The organism is Shewanella yunxiaonensis, assembly GCF_018223345.1.
GTDB classification, from domain to species: Bacteria; Pseudomonadota; Gammaproteobacteria; order Enterobacterales; family Shewanellaceae; genus Shewanella; species Shewanella yunxiaonensis.
The window spans coordinates 2,409,966-2,429,764 of the sequence record NZ_CP073587.1; the positions used below are offsets into that span (position 1 = coordinate 2,409,966).

Genomic DNA, 19,799 nt, shown 5'->3' on the forward strand with positions numbered 1-19,799 from the left:
AGCACATTAATGCCCCATTCCTTGTTGCTGAGGCTTTCGCTGACAGCTTTCGAGTAATGATCCTTGACCAAATTTTTGTAATGCTACAGAGCAGCTACTCTGACGGTGACAATTCAACTATTTGAGTACATTTTCCATGCAAGCATAATCTTCTATAGAGCTACGATTAATTAGTATAAAGTTAAAATTTTCGTTAGATCGTCTTTCGTGATTAATATCTTTAAGTTGACGAGTATCGATTTTCCATTGCTCTACTAAATAGTAAAACAAGACTGCCTTAACGCTGATTGTAAGTTGTTCCGAATCTGTATCCATATCAAACTCATAAATTAAAGTCTCTTTCTGATTTTGTTCTAGTGACGGGTGCACTTTCAGCACAATAGGTATCGACAAGTGCCACTCTCTATCACTTTCGATTCTCTGTGTTTGAGATGCTATCTTATCGGCATTTTCATTTGCAGTTTTCAATCTAGAGAAATTGAAAGACTTAAATCCATCCTCATTGAATTTGCTTCCAGAGCTAAATGCTCTAAACATCCAAGATATACCATCATAGAAAATAGCTGTTGGAAACAGGCACCTTTTTATCTGAACACCTTTTGACTTAGAAAAGTACTCGCACTCAATAGCTGTTCTGTTACTGATTGCTCTTGTTACTTTAGAAACCATATCAACATCTAGTTTCTTCGGCAGTAGCGCCACCCTTTCGTAGGGTATAAATGTTTTGTTGTCCACTTTCCCTTTGTTAAATCCGTTAGCCAACATGCTCAATGCGCTTTCAGAACTGAACTTGAGCAACGGCCTAAACGTGCTGAGATTTATTACGTTTTTCCCTTCTTTATGTACATAAGAAACATTGTCTTTTCTATATTTCTTATATTCGGCTATCGCCGCAGAGGCTGAAGCTGATTTTATGCCGAAAAATTCTGTCAAATCACTTCGGTTCAGACTTCCCTTAAAGGTTAATAAAAAATCTATGTAAGCCAAGCGATCCGCTGTGGATGTACTCTCAGTTTGTTCTAATAGTTCTAAGTAACTGTATTGATTACCCATATCTGTCTCCGTCACGCATCTATACAGAATAGTTACTTCATATCTCAATCATGTACCAAAAAAAGATCATGCACAAGCACTTGATCAAAGTACCAGATCTAATTATTATACGTGCAAGCGGTCACAAAACAACCAAACGCAAGATATTGTGTTTTACCATTTGATTTATGTTGTATATGGTGTGTTGCGCGCGATTCGCTAAGTATCCCTTGCGTTTGTAAGGGGGACGCCGCCACTTATTTAGAGGTCGAATATGCCTAACGCACAAACTCACATAATGATAGGTTCTGCAATGAGTACTGTTATCACATTAGTTGATAAAGAGCAGTACTCCCTTGGTCATTCATTATTCATAGCTCCTGTTTTAGGGGGCGTTGTCAGTAAACTGCCAGATATCATTGAACCTGCTTTTCATCCCAATCATAGACAGTTTTTCCATAGCGTAACGATGCTTACATTGCTTTCTGCTGGATTGCTAAAAGCTTATCGGTGGTCGCCTGAAGAACCGTTAGAAAAATTTATTAGGGGGGCAATTTTGATATGTGGGGCGGCCTATCTTAGTCACTTGATATGTGATGCGTCTACACCAAAAGGTCTTCCCTTGGTCGGAAAATTTTGATTGAGGATAGAGGTAAACCATGACCACATTATTCAATAATGCACGTGCTCTAAGTGAAGACAAGAAATCCATGTTGGTGGATATTTTGGACTCAGTATTTGACAATCTCGATCTGACTAAAGGGCAGCGAGAGCGTATTGAGACAGCTTATCATGCTGTCGGTGACTATCTGGCGAATTGTGAGCATCCTTTGCTAGAAGATGCTCAAATATATCCTCAGGGTTCTATGCGTCTTCGAACAACAAATAAGCCACTTTTTCAGGAAGAGTTTGACGTAGATCTTGTTCTATTTTTGCCACATGCAAGCTATGCGACTCGAGAGGAAATTGTCGACGTTGTTAAACGGCATCTACTGGACAACGATGTATATAAGGATTTGGTAGAAGATCTGCCAAGAGGTTTTCGAATTAATTACAAGGGGGATTATCACCTAGATATCACACCAGCCAAGGCACACGACTTTCAGGAGTTGCAAGGCCATCCTTTGTGGGTTGTCGATAAACGCATAGGCTTTAAGGAATCTAACCCAGAAGGAATGGCTCAGGGTTTTGATAGAGCCTGTTCCATGATGCCTATAATTCGTAGAACGCAAGTAGCTCTAGAAGCTTTGACTAACAAATCTGTTACTGAATTACCTGATCAGTCAAAGAAAAAACTACTTAATCGGATCGTCCAAATTTTGAAACGTCATAGAGATGTTTGGTCCCAGCTGGATGGTAATTTACATGCTGATTTCAGACCAATTTCAGTGATAATAACAATGCTGGCCAGTCTAGCTTATGTTGAGATTGTAAGATCTGGGAAAAAATACGATAACGAGTTTGATTTGATCCTAGATGTTATTGAGCTTATGCCGCTGCACATTGAAGGAGATGTTGAAGAGGTTCTTGTCACAAATCCAACTATGAGAGCGGAAAACTACGCTGAGAAGTGGAATCGTGTCGAAAGACAAGAAGGGCAAAAATACCGAAATGCATTTAGAGCTTGGCACTTAGCAGCAGTAGACACGTTCGAATGTCTGGCCGATGCAAATAAACAAGGAATGGATAATGTTTTTGCTGCACTGTCTACTGCATTTGGCGAACGGCCGGTAAATGCCGCTAGAGCCCGAATTATAGAAGCAGTTAATACGCACAGAAGTAATGGAACTCTTGGCATTGCACTGGGGACGGGAGCAATAACAGCTGTCACTTCCGAAAGTGCACATTCGGCAACGCGGACAGTTAACTCGGTAGTACCAGTTATAAGGAATCAGTTCTATGGGGACTGATCCTTCTTTTTTAAGGCGATTGGAACTGCCAGAAATTAGCATAGGTGAACAATATCTAGCTTTGAAGCAGTTATGTCCAGGAACAACCGTAATTTCTGATAATGACAAAACTGTCCAGTGGGAGGGAACGCTCCAACCGACTCTATTTTCTAGGAAATACAGTGTAGTTATTAGGTATACCCTAAGTCATTCCCCAGTCTGTGTCGTTAAAGATCCTGATTTATCAACCTTGGCCCAGGGCCGAAAAATACCACATATCTATCAGAATCAAACTGGAATAATGGGGACTCAACTCTGTCTTTACTTACCTTCGGTCAAAAAAATAAACAAAGTCAGCGAATGGCAACCAACCATGTTCTTGGCAAACACGATTCTGCCGTGGGCTGCAATGTGGCTAATGTACTTTGAGTTTTGGTTATCCAGTGGTGAATGGGACGGCGGTGGTGTTGAACATGATGTGATTGAAGAGAGCGGAAGATGAACAAAGCTATCAGTTATTTTATTGAAAAAGCGGCAGATTGGTTGTTTAGAAAACGTTCACCAGCATTGATGGTTTTCAGGGCTGGGGTTTACTTTTTACCTCTGACATTGGCTGGGAGTTGGGCTGTATCGATCATGTACAAAGATGCAGAGAGCACCTTCTCATTGGGGTATCAATCTTCAAGTACTGCGCAGTTTATTGTAGTTAGCTGTTTAATAGTTGAAATCGGGTTGATTGTGTTTGGGGCTGTCTGGGAATACCAGCGTTACCGTGACGAAAAAAAGCGTAACGACAAAAAGAAAACCATAGTCATCGAGCAACGAGGCTTGGTCGATACATCGGATTCACCATTGAGTGAGTATATAAAAATCAAGTGCTCATGGCAGGTAGAATCAATAGTTAATGACATCCGGGAAAAAATTACTGACAACGTAATCACTAGACCTGATGTGGCGTTAGCCAGGGTTAATAACTTGAAAATGAGCCTTGATGAGAGAACCGCTCAGTCAGCGGCGTCTGATATTTCAATCGTCTATGGTGGAGTTTCGCCAGTTCCATTTACGTTTTATACCGGCTACCTGCTGGATGATGAGAGCCAAATCTATGTTTATGACTGGGATAGAGATGTAGGGGACTGGCGAGGACTGGATGGCGTTGACGACGGGGAACAGTTCAGCATTGAACCTTCATTGATCAAAGGTAATTCCGTTGTACTCGCAGTCTCGGTTTCTTACCCCGTTGATAGGCACGCAATTGCTTCGGTTTTCACTGGTTTGCCAGTTCACTACTTATCACTGCCGTTGCTTGACAGAAACAATCACTGGTCGAAAGAAAAGCAAGATCGGCTGAGTGGGGAATTCCTTGAATATTGCAAGAAGTTGCTAGGTCAAGGGGTGGAGCACATACACCTCGTCCTTGCATGCCAGAACAGTGTTGCCTTCAGATTTGGGCAAGCATATGACAAACGTAATCTTCCGAGCGTTTCAGTCTATCAATACGAACGTCAACAAAAGTTGAGATATCCATGGTGTTTAAAAATACCTCATGAAGAAGGTGAAATACCATTAATAGTGTAATCAGAATTCAAGCCTGTCACTTGATGTTTAACCATGAAAGATAGCGTCACTATTTTAGGGGAGGTTTACACGCAAACCTAATATGGATGTTTATTAATAGCCTTGGCTTCTAACACCAAATTGTCTCTGAATTGATCCACTTAGCATGACCACCCATTTGTTATAATTTCGGTGAATGGTTAATTCATCAGGATCATAGTCCAATCCTTCAGAGCGGATGTATTTTATGGAGTATGAGTTGCTGCTGAATGGAATACTTATCTCTGCAAAATGTTTGGATCGAACAAGGATTGAGGCTTTTATCGCATTCTGGCCATTAAGCACTGGTGTCCACCCTCTCGCTTTGCATCCTGTTAAAATAGCTCTTTGGACTTCCTCCAAAGTGAATTGAGTACCATCAACATTTACAGGTACAGCGACATCTATAAGATCTTTAATTGGCTGATCTGCGAACGCTGAGAATGTGGTGATTGATAAGCTTAGATAAGTGAGCAGGAGTAATTTTTTCATCTATAGAAGTTCCATTTCTATTATTAAGTAATTCGAAGTTAACTCGTTTTATACATGCGTAGCCGTAGCTTGTATGATAACACTTTATAGTTAATATGGCATGACCAAATAATGACCATTAACAACATTATCGGCGGTTTACAGTCAGAAACAAATCTGCCTCTTTGTTTCTTCGGCTTAATTTTGATGCATCTACATCCGCGCTATCGACTCACAGTTTTCTCATTGATAGTTCACTAAGTACTCAGTGATTCATCACTACATAAGTACTGTTCAGTGCCTGAGTGATCACTGATTTTCAAAACAAATACCTTCACACTTTTCAAACACTGCGCGCACTTGCGCGGATTAAACTCCCGATAGACTTCAATAGACCATTTGCCCTAACTCCTAATGTACAAATGCGCATAAACACTGCCATCAGTAATTGGTCTTGTTATACTTGCCATAATGGTAACGGCATCGAGGTACGGCTCTATGATGACGTTGTGATGCGTAGCACCCCGTCACGGTGCTGTGTCTCTTATCAATATGCCCTCTGTGCAGTTTATTGATGTAGTACAAGTCACTTGGTGTTATCTATAAAACACCCAATATATTCACAACAGAAGTACATTATACAGTTGAGTTATCACTGACTTTCTAAGCAAACACCCTCGCACCTTTCAAACTCTGCGCGCACAAGCGCGGATTCCGCGCCAGGTAGACTTGATTAGACCATTTTGCCTAACTTCTACAACAAGCGGGTACACGTATTTTCATAATCAAGTGATGAATTGCTCAGTTTTGTATCAGTTTTTATGTATATTAGATCCACACTGTTTCAATTTACCTCAGTGGCATGGAAGCAAAAATCGACAAGAGCAAGCTGTCAGAGACAGACATCATTAGCAAATTCATCCTTCCGGCAGTCAAAAAGGTCGGCTGGGATGATATGACGCAAATTCGCCAAGAGGTGAAACTGCGTGATGGCAAAGTGATTGTGCGCGGTAATGCTGCGGCTAGGCGCACAGTTAAATCTGCCGACATCGTGCTTTACCACAAACCCAGCATGCCCTTAGCTGTAATAGAAGCCAAAGCCAATAAACACGAAATAGGTAAAGGCATGCAGCAAGGGTTAGATTATGCCAACCTGCTCGATGTACCGTTTATCTTTGCCTCTAATGGTGACGGTTTTATCTTTCATGACAAAACCAATGCTACAACGTTAGAAACTGAAATTGCCCTTGCAGACTTCCCTACTCCACAACAACTTTGGGACAAATTCTGTAACTGGAAAGGCTATAAAACCGAAAACCTGCCCATCATCACCCAGGATTACTATGACGATGGCAGTGGTAAGTCACCCCGCTACTATCAACTACAAGCCATCAACAAAACCGTAGAAGCAGTCGCAGCAGGCCAAGACCGTGTATTACTGGTCATGGCGACCGGCACCGGTAAAACCTACACTGCCTTTCAAATTATTTGGCGCTTATGGAAGGCTAAAGCGAAGAAGCGCATCCTATTTTTAGCCGATCGCAACATTCTGGTAGACCAGACCAAAAACAACGATTTTCAACCGTTCGGTACAGCGATGACCAAAGTCACTGGCCGCACTGTTGACCCTGCCTTTGAAGTACACCTGGCACTCTATCAAGCCCTCACCGGTCCCGAAGAACAGCAAAAAGCTTACAAGCAGGTTGACCCAAACTTCTTTGATTTAATCGTCGTAGACGAATGCCACCGCGGTAGCGCAGCCGAAGATAGCGCATGGCGCGAAATTCTCGATTACTTCAGTTCCGCCACCCAAATTGGTCTTACGGCTACACCCAAAGAAACCGAAGAAGTATCTAATATCGAGTACTTTGGCGAGCCTATTTACACCTATTCACTCAAACAAGGGATTGAAGACGGCTTCCTCGCGCCTTACAAAGTCATTCGCGTGGATATTGATGTCGATGTCCAAGGTTGGCGCCCTACCAAAGACCAGGTCGATAAGCATGGTGAGTTGATTGAAGACCGCATCTACAACCAAAAAGATTTCGACCGTACTTTGGTAATTGATGAACGTACCGAGCTCGTCGCTAAGACCATTACCAGCTATTTGCAGAAAACCGATCCTATGGCCAAAACCATAGTTTTCTGTGACGATATTGATCACGCCGAACGTATGCGCCGCGCACTGGTTAATCTCAATCCCGAGCAAGTCGCCAAAAACGAAAAGTACGTGATGAAGATTACCGGCGATGATGAAATCGGCAAAGCCCAGTTAGACAACTTCATTAACCCCAAGAAAAAGTATCCGGTCATTACCACCACTTCAGAGCTAATGACTACTGGCGTTGATGCCAAAACTTGCAAACTGGTAGTGCTCGATCAATCCATTCAGTCGATGACCAAATTCAAGCAAATTGTCGGGCGCGGTACACGTATCGATGATAAATACGGCAAACTCTGGTTTACTATTCTCGACTTCAAAAAAGCTACCGAGCTATTCGCCGACGAACACTTTGACGGCATACCTGAGCGCGTCAAAGTCACAAAGCCAGAAGATTTCGACAACGAAGACGAGCTGACCGATATCATCGATGGAACGGGAGAGGATGAAACAGCAAATCCATTCGGCGATGAAGAAATGGACGACACTATTCAAGAGCCTGATGCGCCTTATGAACCAAACGCCAACTCCGCAGACAATGCCAACCTAGGCGGCGACGACTGGACTGAAGAATCCGACAAAGTCCGTAAATTTTATGTAAATGGTGTAGCAGTCAAAGCCCTGGCTGAACGTATTCAATACTACGACAGCGATGGCAAGCTCGTTACTGAGTCTTTCAAAGATTACACCCGCAAAACCATCATCAAAGAATTTGCTTCGCTCGATGAATTTGCCAAAAAGTGGCAAGCATCAGACCGTAAGCAAGCCATTATCGATGAATTGGCCGACATGGGCGTGATTTGGGAAGTGCTTGAACAAGAAGTCGGCAAAGAACTCGATCCATTCGATATGATCTGCCATGTCGTCTATGATATGCCGCCATTAACCCGTAAAGAACGTGCTGACCAGGTTAAAAAGCGCAACTACTTCACCAAGTACGGCGATGTTGCTCAACAAGTGCTACAAAGTTTGCTCGATAAATACGCCGATGCAGGTGTTAGCGAAGTCGAAAACATCACCGTCCTCAAAGTTGCCCCGTTCACCGAATTAGGCAGCATGACAGAAATTATCAAACAAGGTTTTGGTGGTAAGCCGCAGTACTTAGCGGCGATTCAAGAGCTAGAAGCGCAGCTTTACAGTATTGATTCCCAAACAGCGTAATAGCCATACACCAGTAACAGCATAAACAAAACAAACAACGAGAAACTAATGTCCATCAGTTCAGTAATTAAATCCCTTCAAGACATTATGCGTAAAGATGCCGGTGTCGATGGCGATGCGCAGCGTCTAGGCCAAATGTCTTGGTTACTATTCCTCAAAATTTTTGATGCCCGTGAAGAAGAACTCGAATTAGAACTGGATGACTACAAAACACCAATTCCAGAAAAATACCTGTGGCGCAATTGGGCGCAAAACCCTGAAGGGATCACCGGCGATGAACTGCTCGATTTCATCAATGACGAACTGTTTTTTGATTTAAAAACCCTGACGGCACCAAAAGACTTAAACCCACGCGGCCACGTGGTACGTGAAGCCTTTAGCGATGCTTTCAACTACATGAAGAACGGCACGCTACTGCGCCAAGTCATCAATAAACTCAATGAGATTGACTTCACCAACTCCAACGAGCGCCATCTGTTTGGTGATATCTACGAGCAAATATTAAAAGACTTACAAAGTGCCGGTAATGCAGGCGAATTCTACACGCCGCGCGCCGTCACTCAGTTTATTGTGAATCGTTTAGATCCTAAACTTGGCGAAAGCATCATGGATCCAGCCTGTGGTACGGGGGGCTTTCTAGCCTGTAGTTTTGACCATGTAAAAACCAACTACGTCAAAACCAGTGCCGACCATCAAACCTTGCAGCAACAAATTCACGGCGTTGAGAAAAAGCAACTCCCTCACCTGTTGTGTGTCACCAACATGATGCTGCACGGCGTTGAAGTACCTGTGCAAATCAAGCACGGCAACACACTCAACAAACCGCTGTCCAGTTGGGATAGTGATATCGATGTGATTGCGACTAACCCGCCATTCGGTGGCACCGAAGAAGACGGTATTGAGAAAAACTTCCCAGCAGAGATGCAAACCCGTGAAACGGCAGATTTGTTCCTGCAATTGATTATTGAAGTACTTGCCGAACCTACAGCCAATAAAGCCGGTGGCCGTGCAGGTGTGGTTCTGCCAGACGGCACTCTGTTTGGTGAAGGCGTTAAAACCAAGATTAAAAAGTTACTGACCGAAGAATGTAACTTGCACACCATCGTGCGTCTGCCAAATGGCGTGTTTAACCCTTACACCGGCATCAAAACCAACATCCTGTTTTTCAATAAAGGCCAACCAACCAAAGATGTGTGGTTCTATGAACATCCCTACCCTGACGGCGTAAAAAATTACAACAAAACCAAACCGATGAAGTTTGAAGAGTTCCAAACCGAGATTGATTGGTGGGGTTCAGAAGAAGATGGTTTTGCCAGCCGTGTTGAAACCAAGCAGGCGTGGAAAGTCTCAATCGATGACATTATCGAGCGCAACTTCAACTTGGATATCAAAAATCCATATCAAGAAGAAGTTGAAAGCTACGACCCTGAAGAACTGCTTGCCAGCTATGAACAGCAGCAGCAAGAGATCACCGCGCTGCGTAACCAGCTAAAAGACATTCTAGGTAATGCGTTGCAATCAACTGTGAATGGTGAGGCGTAAGCATGTCGGTAGAAAGCTTAATCACCCAACATATAGATATCTGGACCTCTGCGGTACAAACCAAATCAACCGCAGGTCGTGGTACCAGCAGCAAACTTGATTTATACGGCATTAAAAAACTGCGTGAGCTGATTTTAGAATTGGCAGTGCGTGGTAAGTTAGTGCCGCAAGATCCAAATGATGAGCCAGCGTCGGTGTTGCTTGAGAGAATTGCGGAAGAAAAAAAGCAACTGATTAAAGATAAGAAGATAAAAAAAACAAAAAAATTGCCAGATATTGTAACTGAAGAGCAGCTTTTTCAGTTACCTTTGGGATGGCAATATATTCGTTTGGGAGAATGTGTATCAATCATCAGAGGAATTACATTTCCTGCGAGCGCTAAAAACTTAGAGCCTTCCGATGGTTTAATTGCTTGCTTGCGCACAGCAAATGTACAACAAGAAATTGATTGGGATGATTTAATATATGTCGATTCGTCATATGTAAAAAGAAATGACCAATTTTTATCGATTGGTGACATAGTTATGTCTATGGCTAACAGTCGAGAGCTTGTTGGTAAAGTATCTTATACATATTCAATCCCCGCTGATAATGGCGCAACATTTGGTGGTTTTTTGAGTGTTATAAGACCATATAAACTCAATTCAGCATTTTTGATGTTAATTTTCCGAACTCCTCATGTTAGGGAACAACTAATTGGAAGTGCGAGTCAAACGACAAATATCGCAAATATTTCACTAGAAAAACTTAATCCTTTAGTGATATCAATACCTCCTCTTGAAGAACAACACCGCATCGTCGCCAAAGTCGATGAACTAATGAAGCTCTGCGACCAACTGGAACAGCAAACCGAAGCCAGTATTACAGCGCATCAGGTGTTGTTTGAAACCCTGTTGGCAACCTTAACCAACAGTGCCGATGCTGAAGAGTTAATTGAAAACTGGCAGCGCATCAGCGCCCATTTCGATACCCTATTCACCACCGAAGAGAGCATCGACCAGCTTAAACAAACTATTCTGCAATTGGCGGTAATGGGTAAACTGGTACCGCAAAATCCTGCCGATGAACCTGCATCAGAGCTGCTTAAGCGTATCGCCAAAGAAAAAGCCCAGTTGGTGAAAGACGGGAAAATCAAAAAACAAAAAGCGTTGCCGCCGATTAATGATGATGAAAAGCCGTTTGAACTGCCGAATGGGTGGGAGTGGTGTAGTCTCGGTCAACTGGTAAATATAAGGGGAGGAAAGCGACTACCAAAAGGGCAAGCTTTAACCACTACACCTACGCCGTTTGTTTATATTCGAGTTTCGGATATGAAGGATGGAACTATTAGTACAGCGGATTTACATTACCTATCTAAGGATACCCAAGAACAAATTAAAAACTACATCATTACTTCAGATGATATTTATATGACTATCGTGGGGGCAACCATCGGAAAGTGTGGCTTAGTTCCTGTAGAGTTAAGTGGGATGAATCTGACCGAAAATGCTGCGAGATTGTCGCCATTCCTAAACCTTGATAAAAGTTATTTATACCAGTTTCTGAGTAGTAAATTTGCACAAGAGCAGTTTATTGATAAAACTAAGCAGGTTGGTGTTCAGAAAATGGCATTGAATCGACTGTCTAGTACTAAAGTGCCTTTACCACCGCTCAACCAGCATAAATTAATAGTGGCAAAACTATCTGATTTATTGGCTTTTTGTGAGCAATTACAACAACGATTAATTGAATCTAAAAAAACTCAATTAAGCCTGACTGATGCAATCATCGAACAGGTTATATAACCGTGGCTATCCGTTCAAACCAAGTCCAAACCATTTCGGAACTGTTGGGACGCAAGCTCAAAATTCCGACCTACCAACGCCCCTATAAATGGTTACCCAAACACGTTAACCAACTGATTGACGATATTCTGAATCACCGTACCAAGTCGTGTTACCGCCTTGGTACGGTGGTGTTACATCAGGAAAAGGGTGACAACAGTCATTTCGATATAGTGGATGGTCAGCAGCGCTTGCTGACCTTAACCCTGATTTGCGCGGTGTTAGATCCAAATCGAAAGCGTATCTCACCAACCTTACTCGAACGTGAATTCACCTCTTCCATCAGTATTCAAAACCTCAAACACAATGCTCAGATCATTCATGAGCGTTTTGTGGGTTTATCGGAAAGCGATAAATCGTCACTGCTTGAGTTTGTCCTGAAAAAATGTGAACTCATTGAAGTGACACTGGATAACCTTAGTGAAGCCTTTCAGTTTTTTGATTCTCAAAATGCGCGTGGTAAAGCGTTGGCACCTTATGATTTGCTTAAAGCCTACCACCTGCGGGAAATGATGGATTCTTCGCAGCAGAGTGAGCGCCTGCATCATGTCAAGCTGTGGGAACAAGGCGTGAACCCTGATGACGAGTCAGTGAACTTGCATACAATTATGGGTGAGTTCTTATTCCGGATGCGCCGTTGGGTTGATGGTGATTATGGTATTCAATTTAGTCGTCACAACATTGACGTGTTTAAAGGCATTAACTTAGAGACGACGCATTACGCCTATGCTGAATCGATGCTAGCCCTTGATTATGCCGTAAATAGTTACAATGCAGATCCGGTCCGAAGATGGGATAAACAGCTTAAGAATTATCCTTTTCAAGTTGATCAAACCATGATTAACGGACAACGCTTTTTTGAGTACATTCAACACTATATCGTTATCCATAAGCGGTTGTTTAACGATCAAAATGGTCTGCTGCACAAGTTTATCGAAGATTATGCGGTTAATGAAATGACGTGGAGAAAAGGCGACCGATACGTTAGAAACCTATTTATGTGTGCAGTGATGTACTATTTCGATAAATTTGGTGCTATCGAACTCGATAGCGCAGCGAAAATCGGTTATCGCTGGGCGTATTATTTGCGCCTTAACTTGCAGCGCATAGGGATGGAATCTATCGACAATTATGCGCGAGGTTTTGAAGGTACCAGTCTATTTCGCGTGATCCGTAAAGCGATTCATCCTCAGCAGGTTCTATCATTCCAGCCACCCGTTGTTGAGCAAGTCCGATTCAATAACGCAAAGCATGTAGAGGACTCAATTCACTCAATGATTTATGGCAAACCCAATGAAAAATAACGATAAAGATCTTCAGTCATTGCCGATTAAAAAGCTCTTTGAGCCATTGAGTCGATATGTCATTCCTATTTATCAACGCAATTACGCATGGGGTGCGCCAGAAATCGAACAGCTTATTCGAGATATTTATGATGCGGCTGATAAGGATGTTACTGGTGAACAAGCGAAGGATTATTTTCTCGGTAGCCTAGTGGTTTATGAGCGTGAACGTCAGCCGAGTCTGCAAGTTCAAGTCTATGAAACCATTGATGGGCAGCAGCGTCATACCACGTTGTCAATTTTGTTGGCTTACCTAAAGAACCAGCAATGGTTAACTCAATCAGGTTTAGAGGGGCTGGAACTTAATTTAACCTTCGATAGTCGTCCGAAATCTGAGCGAGCATTGAATGATCTGTATGAGAACGCCGGTAACGGTGAATCGGAAGAGCCGAGTATTCATGCTGCCTACGATATTATTGACCGCTACTTTAAAACGAAAAAGTTAGACATTGCTGTATTCTGCCAATACCTACTTGAGCACGTGGTGATTTTGCGAGTATCTGTCCCCAAAGATACTGACCTAAATCATTACTTCGAAATCATGAATAATCGCGGTGAACAACTGGAAAAGCATGAAGTGCTTAAAGCGAATTTGATGTCGGTTTACGCTGATAATCAGCCCGCGCGAGATTGTTTTTCGGCTATATGGGACGCCTGCGCCAATATGAAGCGATATGTTCAATTAGGTTTTGAACCTTCTATCCGAACTGCGGTATTTGGTGATAAATGGCAAGCATTTCCGAGTGATTTTTCAGAGATTCAACAGCACTTCAGTGAAGCAAAGCAATCCGAACAAGATATTACGCTGTTAAATATTATTCGAGACAAAAAGCGTTTTGATAAAACGGATGATCTTGAAAATGAAAAAGAAGAACGCTTTGAATCGATTATCGATTTCTCTAATTTCTTACTGCATGTTCTTAAGATTACCGTCGATGACAACGTTTCTTTAGACGATAAAAAGCTGCTTGAAGCATTTTATGACGATGCTCATCAGCTTGAGGTCGAACCGAGTGAATTTGTGTTTAATTTGTTGAAATACAGGATCTTGTTCGACAGATATATCGTCAAACGAGACTTTGACGAGAAGTGGAGTTTGTTAACGCTTGAAAAATACTCGGAAAGCTTTAGCTATGTAAACTCATTTGGTAAGGATGAGAGTAACGAGGTCAACCAACAACTGGCGATGATACTGTCTATGTTCCATGTATCGAATCCAGCATTGATTTATAAGCGTTGGTTAAATGACGCACTGGCTATTTTAGGTCGATTGACAGGTAGAGATACCTTAGACGTGGGTGGTGAAGATTATCTGAGTGCGTTAGAGCGACTAAGTGATCGGTACTTTGAAGAAATTTGTTGTCCTGACGGAACATTCAATAAGTCGGTGCTTGATGCAGGAACCGGCGTTCAAAACTTTATTTTTAACCGTTTGGACTATTTACTTTGGAAGCGTTTAGTTAAAGGGGAAACCTTTGACGGCATTGGTCGAGCTGCGTTAGGGAAACAGCTTGATGATTTTCAATTCTCGTTCAGAACGTCTGTTGAACACTATTTCCCACAGAAAGATCCATCAGGGCATGAAGCTATGAGTGATGTCGATCGTTTTGGCAATCTTTGTTTAATTTCACCGAGCAACAATTCTAAATTGAGTAACTACTCTCCAGCGGATAAGAAGAAATTCTATCGAGAGAACAAGCGCGCCGAGAGTTTGAAGCAAGCCATCATGATGAGTTATGAAGATTGGGGACCTGACGGAGCGGGATATGACAATATCAAAAATCATGAAAAAGAGATGATAAACGTACTCCGTAGACAAGCGACAACGATTTGCGGTCGTGTGTAGCTTAAGCATCTTCGACACCAGCACGAATCGTACTAATGTTAGAAGATTTTTAGCTCTCAAAAGTCACAGCAACACTTTGTTTTATAATACACTTTTCATCTTTATGTAAAATTTAAAATTTTTCCGCCAACCGCCTAGCTGAAGAATTGAGGGCATCTTCATATCCTGCACTCACCCAATATCGGGTGAATAAATCTGAGGAAATGAACATGGCTAACTCTAACAGCAATTCAGGTGCCAAATCCGGCGGACGTGGTCCTTCAAGCCACCCTGGCAACGGTGGTAACTGGCCGAGTACAACAGGTAAGGTTTCTGGTGACGGTCGTGGTAACGCACCAGCGAAAGGCAAGTAACTCTAGCTCTTTAACCGGCTTCATACAGAAGCCGGTTCTTTGGCTGGAGGGCCACAATGAAGCGATACAGCAAAGATAAAAATATCAATCAAAAAGTATATGACCTGCTTAAACTAGGTTGGATTGTAAAAAAAGGCAGTAAGCATCCTTCGATAATATCACCAGAAGGAAGCAGACTAACGGTTCCTTCGACACCGAGTGACTACCGCGCTTGGAGGAATTTTTATCGGAACGTTCGACAACTAACGACAGGGAATGTTAGATGACCAATCAAGCTATCTATCCAAACTCATTCGAAATCATTCGTTTTGTACTGCGATGTTTTGACCTCAAGCAATCAAACAAACGCCTTGATGATTTAGCTAAGCAAAAAATCTATGACCCACGTGAAGTAGAGGTTTTTATTGATGACGTCTTTTCAGAGAACCTTAACAAATACATAGGGGAAAAAACATCGGCACTGATGACGGACGTCCTACGTTCATTTCTCAAACAGTACACGACTCAAATCACAGCAAACATAGCTGTTGATGGACTAAACCGACACTTTGTTCTCAATTTTTTATCAAAAACCATCGTTAAAGAATATGTTATACACATAGCGACAATACTTCACAGCCAAATTGGTGGACCACAAGCTGATTTTTGGTTTGCCAGTGAAGCGAGTTCAGTGGGTGGAATTTTTAACTGGATTGGAGAACATGATGCTGATTGGAACTCGTTCATAGCGAGCCTAGAAAAAGATCAGAAAGATATGCTTGGCTCATGGTCTAGAGGCAAGGAATTACCTTCAGCCACGTCCATAACTCTGATTGAAAAAAGCAGTTCTACTGTTAGTTTGGATTGGAAACGAATTAAACCACTCATTTTCTTTGCTAGAGCAATTGACTACATCAAAGCATTTGAACTTGGGAAAACACTGATTGAGGAAGCCCGCCTCACCATGTGGGGAGCAGAGCAACATTTGTCAATTCCAGATGAAGTTCGTTTGGCGCAGTGGGAATACCATAAAAACTCAACTCAAGAGCAACGACAACTAGTCGCTGAACTTCAAAATGGGCTTATGAGAACAAAGGAAAAATCAAATCCAACGTTTTTCAAAGAAACCATTGATAAGCTTAGAGCACAAATTATTAGTTCAGAACGGCTGAAATCAGCTCTATATTGGATAGACTGGCATGAAGCTCGTTGGCTAATCTTTTCTGGTAAGTTAGTTGATGCAAATTCTTTTTATAAATCCGCTGTTGAAAATTCCCTATTTATTGCAGGTGATGGGCAAAAACATATAATTGAGGAGGCGCTAGTTGTTGCTGCGAGCCAAAGTAATCCGGACCGAGTATTTCTAAAACAGCTAAAATGGGCACTAATCTTATTCGGTTACGATATACCATCTGTCACTACAGCAGCCCCTTCTCAAAAATTCTCTGACAATATTGAAGATTGGGAATTAAAAAACTGGAGAACGCATTTCGATCGAGTATTCCCTTCCAAAGGGCTATTTAAAGGCGTTAGTTATGAGCATATCAAAGGTGAATTTGGACCGTTGATATTTACAGATATCTCAAAAATCGTACCAGACTATAGAAATCCCAACAGGAACATTAAAGTGGGAGAAACATGGCAGCGAACAATGCCACAACTTGTTTGGTTTGCACTGTTAGAAAAACATGAAATTTGCCAAAGATTATTAGATGAGGGTGCTAATGTTAATGTATTCTCAGAAGTCGGAGACACGCCGTTATTGATGGCTTTAGAAGCACTAAATGTAACAGAGTTTCAACCAGAAGCTTTGATCACAAGAAGTCCATTATATCGCTCTTTAGATGAAACGACTTATAACATAATAAAAAGCAAGCCACATGATATAAAGACTATCAATACTAGAACACAAAAAAAGAGACTCTTACCAATTATTTCAGCTGTAGAATCAGGCAAATTACATATTGTTAATGAGATACTAAGCATGGGGGCAGACCCTAACGGTAGAGGGAAAACTGATGAACAAACAGCTTTAAATATCTGTTTAAAGCTCATCGAAACATTAAAAAATCCAATTAGAAGTAAAGAGCTTCTACTTTCTATGCCAATCACTCCTGAAGCATTAGATGCCATACGTAGACAAAGCCAAGGGATGACAGGGTTCACACTTCAAGATCAATACAGCTCTTATGAAAAAATGAAGAAAGATCCTCGTTTTAAATTTGTGAGGGAGTTAACGATTGATATCAGTTTCTCAAACATAAAAAACATATGAATATTATAGAGCTAAGAAAAATAGCTCGAACATTGATTAAGGCAGGTGCAGATGTCAATGCTGAGCACAAAAGCCCAATAAACGGCTATACGCCACTAATGCTTGCCGCAGAAAACGATGAAAAAGAGCTTTTTGAATCAATGCTCATAGCTGGAGGGGATCTGCGTAAAACGTATAAAAATACTGAGAACGGAAATGATGTTTCACTCTTTGAGATAGCAACATATTTCAAATCACAGGGCGTGCTACGAGTTCTACGAGATATAGCTCCTAATGCCGGTTTTTGTTAGTTCTTTCAGTTCCTTTCATTTTAACGTTAGCGATTGACAGCTTTTAGAACAATCGTTAACTTATGTTTGAACGTGATTCACCGGTGTGATACCAGAATTGGCATTTATGGAGAGTATAGGTTTCACCTGAAATCCAAGCTTGGCCGCTTTGCCATGGACTACCATCTAAGATGTAGTTGTGAATCCTAACTGAAAGTGTCTTTTAGATGCTTTTGTTACTCTATCAGCAGCCACTGAGCTGGTATGGGTATAAGTTTAGGGTTGAAACAACATGCCTATCAAACAAACTCCGACTAAACCTGAAACAGCTAAATTCTTTAAAAGTATCTCTTACGAAACGTTAGCAGCGTCCTGGTTCCAAATGGACGGTTGGGAAGTGTTCTTACCCATGACGGATCATGGAAGCAAGACAGACTTAGTTATTTCTGACGGGACTCACTTCTATCGTATTCAAGTAAAATCACTCGATACCCACGATGATAATATCGTCGTTGAATCCCAGTGGGAAGGCGTTGATATTGATTATGTTTTGTTCTTCTCAAGATTAGATAATTGGGGATACATCACGCCTCCATTTCGAGGCAAGACTAGGTTGAATAGTGATGGACACATTCGGTTCCATCAGCACCATAAGAACTTCAATATGATGTTTGCCCGTGTGTAGATTATTTTTTAATCAATCAAACATTTAGGTACATTAATAGGTACATCTTAAAATTATGAATTAAGTATTTTTTATATAAATCATATTGATATAACACAAATTCAGATGACGCCGCCCCACCACACACCTAAAGGACTGATTTCGTTAAGATTTCAGTCCTTTTTCTTTATCTGGAGCTGACACTTTTTTGCTACCTAAATGTGTTACATATTATTAGTTGTATTAGTTAATATCACTATTAGCCTTGGTAAACTTGTTCTCGATGATAATGCATATAGTCAAGATTGAATCCACTATTCCGCAATTTCATATCTGCCTTGATACCAAGCATCTCCGGTCTTTCTAACTGTGATGAAATGATGATTTCGCCACTATTTTCAAAGGTTATCAGCCCCTTGTCAAAAGCTTTATCCAAATTAGCCACAAGAAGCAAACCGTTAAAAGGATCTAGTCGTTCATTATTATTGGATGAACGCCAAGGTTTAATATGGCTAGCGACAAGTAGTGCAGGCATTCGGTAATTGGTAACTGCACATCCGTGCCAAAGATTAAATAAGCGCTCTCTAAACTTCCCTTGGCCCATTCTGGCGCTAACTAATGTCGTTTTTTCTGTAGGTTTCAATGTAGGGTCATGCCAAATCTGCTCAACGTCATCGGTGACGTCCACTTGACTTAAATCGGATAAAAAACTGGCATAGGATTTTAACGCATTGCTATACATAGCATTGCCTTTCTTATCTAACTGTTTAAATTCCGCAAGCTCTCTCAAAGGTGTCACAATGTGTTGGTATTGATATAGGGAAGAAATTTCAGTTAACGGTTGACTACTTAGTCCGGCATTATTAGCAATCTTTGAAAGTGTATTTTTAACTGCCCCCCAATAATTTTTTATGGTTTTCTGACTTTTACCAAGGGATTCAAACCACCGTGTATAAAGTTCATATAACTGCGTAAGATTTTGCGAAAGTGCCAAACGCAGATCGATGCAACTTACTGAAGATCTAAAATAGTCGAACAACTCTTCGTCCAATGTTGCATAAGCAATTTTATTTTTACTGTAACGGCTCAGATCGTCTAATTGGTAACCATCATGGGTTCGAAGATGCCAAAAGCCCTCAGTTCGTAAATGAAAGAATGGATTTTCAGGGCTATCAACATCACCGGTTATCTTCAATCGATCAAAATAAACACTGAAGCGCTTTTTAAGTAACTCATTAAGCTCAATTCTGTTTTCAGTAATGAGTTCTTCTTCAATTAACGACATTACTGCCAAAAGCATACATACCTTGTGCGGTTTGTTATGTCCGTTAATACGCATCGTATTTAGCTGTTGGAATTTATTAAGATAATATTCAAACGACATAGTCTCGCTAT

General features: G+C 41.5%; 16 protein-coding genes. 13 read left to right on the forward strand and 3 right to left on the reverse strand.

The annotated features are described in order from the left end of the window. Positions 1-117: 117 nt before the first annotated feature. On the reverse strand, positions 118-1,053 hold the full coding sequence (locus KDN34_RS11025) for a WYL domain-containing protein (RefSeq protein ID WP_212593834.1): 936 nt from the start codon (positions 1,051-1,053) through the stop codon (positions 118-120). 253 nt (positions 1,054-1,306) lie between these two features. Here KDN34_RS11025 and KDN34_RS11030 point away from each other — a divergent pair, with 253 nt between their 5' ends. From KDN34_RS11030 to KDN34_RS11045, 4 genes are read left to right on the forward strand one after another with little or no spacing between them, the layout of a single operon-like run. Continuing rightward, positions 1,307-1,672 carry a metal-dependent hydrolase gene (locus KDN34_RS11030; protein ID WP_228730318.1) on the forward strand — a complete coding sequence of 122 codons (366 nt, stop codon included), beginning with the start codon at positions 1,307-1,309 and terminating at the stop codon, positions 1,670-1,672. 19 nt (positions 1,673-1,691) lie between these two features. After that, entirely contained in the window at positions 1,692-2,942 is a 1,251-nt protein-coding gene (locus KDN34_RS11035) for a nucleotidyltransferase domain-containing protein (protein ID WP_212593836.1), read from the forward strand. Beyond that, positions 2,932-3,423, forward strand: coding sequence for a hypothetical protein (locus KDN34_RS11040; protein WP_212593837.1), 492 nt, complete (start codon positions 2,932-2,934; stop codon positions 3,421-3,423). The genes KDN34_RS11035 and KDN34_RS11040 overlap by 11 nt, the downstream gene beginning before the upstream one ends. After that, on the forward strand, positions 3,420-4,499 hold the full coding sequence (locus KDN34_RS11045) for an SAVED domain-containing protein (protein ID WP_212593838.1): 1,080 nt from the start codon (positions 3,420-3,422) through the stop codon (positions 4,497-4,499). The genes KDN34_RS11040 and KDN34_RS11045 overlap by 4 nt, the downstream gene beginning before the upstream one ends. A 93-nt stretch (positions 4,500-4,592) precedes the next feature. Here the strand turns inward: KDN34_RS11045 and KDN34_RS11050 are convergent, their stop codons facing one another. Next, positions 4,593-5,009, reverse strand: coding sequence for a hypothetical protein (locus KDN34_RS11050; RefSeq protein WP_212593839.1), 417 nt, complete (start codon positions 5,007-5,009; stop codon positions 4,593-4,595). An 841-nt stretch (positions 5,010-5,850) separates the two neighbouring features. On the opposite strand from KDN34_RS11050, the gene hsdR reads away from it, so the two are divergent. The 9 genes from hsdR to KDN34_RS11095 all read left to right on the forward strand — a co-directional run bounded on the left by hsdR (position 5,851) and on the right by KDN34_RS11095 (position 18,425). Continuing rightward, the gene (gene hsdR, locus KDN34_RS11055; protein ID WP_212593840.1) at positions 5,851-8,310 is read left to right on the forward strand and encodes an EcoAI/FtnUII family type I restriction enzme subunit R; all 2,460 of its coding nucleotides are present in this window, start codon (positions 5,851-5,853) and stop codon (positions 8,308-8,310) included. Positions 8,311-8,358: 48 nt separating this feature from the next. Next, positions 8,359-9,852, forward strand: coding sequence for an N-6 DNA methylase (locus KDN34_RS11060; protein WP_212593841.1), 1,494 nt, complete (start codon positions 8,359-8,361; stop codon positions 9,850-9,852). A 2-nt stretch (positions 9,853-9,854) separates the two neighbouring features. After that, complete coding sequence (locus KDN34_RS11065) at positions 9,855-11,636, forward strand: restriction endonuclease subunit S (protein ID WP_212593842.1); 1,782 nt, start codon at positions 9,855-9,857, stop codon at positions 11,634-11,636. Positions 11,637-11,638: 2 nt separating this feature from the next. Continuing rightward, complete coding sequence (locus KDN34_RS11070; RefSeq protein WP_212593843.1) at positions 11,639-12,979, forward strand: DUF262 domain-containing protein; 1,341 nt, start codon at positions 11,639-11,641, stop codon at positions 12,977-12,979. Further along, a complete protein-coding gene (locus KDN34_RS11075; RefSeq protein ID WP_212593844.1) occupies positions 12,969-14,864 on the forward strand; it encodes a DUF262 domain-containing protein in 1,896 nt (631 codons plus the stop codon). Before KDN34_RS11070 ends, KDN34_RS11075 begins: the two co-directional genes overlap by 11 nt. 209 nt (positions 14,865-15,073) lie before the next feature. Next, positions 15,074-15,217: a hypothetical protein gene (locus KDN34_RS11080; protein ID WP_212593845.1), complete on the forward strand. Its 144-nt coding sequence runs from the start codon at positions 15,074-15,076 to the stop codon at positions 15,215-15,217. Positions 15,218-15,479: 262 nt separating this feature from the next. Then, positions 15,480-17,471, forward strand: a complete 1,992-nt coding sequence (locus KDN34_RS11085; RefSeq protein WP_212593846.1) for an ankyrin repeat domain-containing protein — start codon at positions 15,480-15,482, stop codon at positions 17,469-17,471. Next, the gene (locus KDN34_RS11090) at positions 17,468-17,761 is read left to right on the forward strand and encodes an ankyrin repeat domain-containing protein (protein ID WP_212593847.1); all 294 of its coding nucleotides are present in this window, start codon (positions 17,468-17,470) and stop codon (positions 17,759-17,761) included. Before KDN34_RS11085 ends, KDN34_RS11090 begins: the two co-directional genes overlap by 4 nt. Before the next feature lie 271 nt (positions 17,762-18,032). Beyond that, positions 18,033-18,425 carry a group I intron-associated PD-(D/E)XK endonuclease gene (locus tag KDN34_RS11095; RefSeq protein WP_212593848.1) on the forward strand — a complete coding sequence of 131 codons (393 nt, stop codon included), beginning with the start codon at positions 18,033-18,035 and terminating at the stop codon, positions 18,423-18,425. A 238-nt stretch (positions 18,426-18,663) separates the two neighbouring features. Here the strand turns inward: KDN34_RS11095 and KDN34_RS11100 are convergent, their stop codons facing one another. Beyond that, positions 18,664-19,788: an HNH endonuclease gene (locus tag KDN34_RS11100; protein WP_212593849.1), complete on the reverse strand. Its 1,125-nt coding sequence runs from the start codon at positions 19,786-19,788 to the stop codon at positions 18,664-18,666. Between the last annotated feature and the right edge of the window lie 11 nt (positions 19,789-19,799).